This window comes from Pseudomarimonas arenosa (genome assembly GCF_014841215.1).
Lineage (GTDB): Bacteria > Pseudomonadota > Gammaproteobacteria > Xanthomonadales > Xanthomonadaceae > Pseudomarimonas > Pseudomarimonas arenosa.
The window spans coordinates 1-2,471 of the sequence record NZ_JACYTR010000126.1 but is presented as its reverse complement, the minus strand read 5'-3'; the positions used below and the strand labels follow the sequence as shown (position 1 = coordinate 2,471).

Below are 2,471 nucleotides of genomic sequence, written 5' to 3'. Positions count from 1 at the left end.
CGCAGCGACCATAGCCCGCCCAGTCGATTCCAGCTGCGCCGCGGAACTGACTACTTCAGCCGTGATAGCCTGAGAACCACTCGCCGTTGGATTCAACGCTACCTGCATGCGCCGAGCGGTGAGTTGTTGGCTGAGACTGCGCCGAACACCAATACCGACGATGGTGCGATTGCCTCGGTGTACGTGTACTTCGCCGGCCAACCGGTCGCGGCAATTCGCAATGGCGCGGTGCACTATGTGTACAACGATCACCTGGGCCGACCGGAAGTGGTGGCCAACAGCGCCAATCAGCCGGTCTGGCGGGCCAAGAACTACGCGTTCCACCGCGAGGTGATGCAGGAGGGCGGCAGCTTTGGTGCCCTCAACCTCGGCTTCCCCGGGCAGTACTATGACCCCGAGACCAATTTGTACTACAACTGGCATCGGTACTATGACCCGAGTACGGGAAGGTATACGCAGGCGGATCCGATTGGGTTGGCGGGTGGACTGAACACTTACGCGTATGTAAGGGGGAATCCGGTTACGTTGATCGACCCAGCAGGTCTAGCGCCGGGTGATTGCTATCCGGACCAGGATGTCGCTGCCGCGAATGCGATCAACGACATCAACTACCAATCAATCAAGCAGAATTCGGAATACGCGGGTCGCATCTACAGCAATCCCAATGGAACATTTTCGTACACTGCGCCAGCGCGCGGGACCGTTAGTAGTTCCAATCCGGGGCCTATCACTCCCCGCACTGTTGGCGACTACCACACGCATGGCGGACCTGATCCTCGGTTCAATAGCGAAGTCTTCTCGCCATCAGACATTAGCGGAATTAGTTCCGACGCCACAGGCATCTCCGGATATGCTGGGTATGTTGGGACTCCACGAGGCGTGATCAAGAAGTTTGATCCTGCGACTGGAAAGGTGAAGAATCTGCCATATCCTGCCGCGAAGAACGGCGACGCATGCAGCTGCAAGTAAGGGGGTAACAGTGTGTAACTTAGCATGTAAATTGTTCTTAACAATTGTTGTGATCATGGTGGTTCAAGTGCCTTGCGTGCATGCAAGAAAAGAGACACGAACTCCAGCTGTGGAAGCGTTCGCTGCTGCTTACAATGACTTTGAGAAGCGTGTCAGAGAGCAGAATCCGGGAGATTCTGATTTGGAGCGGCATCTGGGCAATATGACGAATTATCGAATGACGATAGTCGCAGATGGCTCTAGCCTCGTTGTCGAGATCGTTCCCCTTCCCATGAATGGAGAATCCCTTCGCGGTGGTGGCGCAAGGTATGTGGTCGATACAGAAACCGCTGTCATTGTGAAGTTTGAGCCTTTCCGTTGAGCAAGGTAGGGCGGGTTTCTAACCCGCCGCCTTGTTGCCGCCATTCGCCGAAATAGCAAGGTAGGGCGGGTTTCTAACCCGCCGCTTTGTTGCCGCCACTCGCCGCAATCACTCGCTGCGCGTGATGAAGCCTGATGTTTTGAGTGGTGCGGTTTGGCGGTGTCGTGTGTTCCTCTGGCGGGTCAAGACCCGCCCTATGCGCATTCCACGCAAACCGGTCACTGATTCCATTGCATGCCGGCCACCGATTCCACGCGATGCCGGTGATGGATTCCACGGCATGCCGGTCGGGGGCGGCGGGCGGTGGAAACATCGCTTAGGAATCGAATCGGGTCAAGTGTGGGTTGGGGTCGTTGGCTCCTTGGCTGAGGGGTGTTCGGGGTCGATCGCGGCCCGCTGGGCGCGCATGGATTCGCCCTTGAGGACAATGCGGTAGGCGTTGTGGACCAGGCGGTCGAGGATGGCATCGGCGATGGTGGGATCGCCGAGGTAGGCGTGCCACTTATCGATCGGCAGCTGGCTGGTGATCAGCGTGGCGGCCTTGTCGTAGCGATCATCGACCAATTCGAGCAGATCGCGTTGCTGGGCATCGGTGAGCGGGGCTGTTGCGCGCCTAAAACCAACCGTACACCTTGCCGAATTATTTATCACACGATTTGAAAATTTCCTTGGCTGTTTTCCATTTCGGTGTCGCACGCTTGTGAGTCTGTGTCGATTTCGCGCCGCACGCAGCGCCGATTTGTGGTCGCACGCCGTGGCGAGGCGGTGATGCCGGCCGATGTGTTCGGCCGGTGGGGGGATGCACTGGGTGGGGTATTCGATGGCGGAAGCGCCGACGCCGGCGTAGCGCTGGCGTCGGGAGTCGATCAGAGCGACGGGCTGTCGTCGAAGTCTTGCGTGTTGTGGTCGGTGTGAGCGGGGGCGCGCAGATCGCGTTGGATGGCATCGCCGTAGTGGTTCCACAGGGTGGTCTGCAACTGATCGAGAAAGTCGATCAGGGTGAGTGCCTGATCGGGGCTGCGCATTCCACGCAAACCGGTCACTGATTCCATTGCATGCCGGTCACCGATTCCACGCGATGCCGGTCATGGATTCCACGGCATGCCGGTCGGGGGCGGCGGGCGGTGGAAACATCGCTTAG

Annotated in this window: 3 protein-coding genes and 1 pseudogene; 2 read left to right on the top strand and 2 right to left on the bottom strand. The window is 58.4% G+C overall.

Annotated features, from left to right (window positions below):
- Positions 1 to 969, top strand: a 969-nt coding sequence (locus tag IFO71_RS22405) for an RHS repeat-associated core domain-containing protein (RefSeq protein ID WP_192031733.1), incomplete at its 5' end; no start/stop codon positions are given.
- Between the two features lie 31 nt (positions 970 to 1,000).
- Positions 1,001 to 1,330, top strand: a complete 330-nt coding sequence (locus tag IFO71_RS21440; protein WP_192031732.1) for a hypothetical protein — start codon at positions 1,001 to 1,003, stop codon at positions 1,328 to 1,330.
- 333 nt (positions 1,331 to 1,663) lie between these two features.
- Here the strand turns inward: IFO71_RS21440 and IFO71_RS21435 are convergent.
- A pseudogene (locus IFO71_RS21435) lies at positions 1,664 to 1,933 on the bottom strand (ATP-binding protein); the annotation flags it as partial.
- A gap of 263 nt (positions 1,934 to 2,196) precedes the next feature.
- Entirely contained in the window at positions 2,197 to 2,382 is a 186-nt protein-coding gene (locus tag IFO71_RS21430) for a hypothetical protein (RefSeq protein WP_192031731.1), read from the bottom strand.
- Positions 2,383 to 2,471: the final 89 nt, after the last annotated feature.

Bases quoted from the DNA above. Each gene is read 5' to 3' on its own strand.
- IFO71_RS21430 (WP_192031731.1), bottom strand. From the start codon at position 2,382: ATGGAATCAGTGACCGGTTTGCGTGGAATGCGCAGCCCCGATCAGGCA.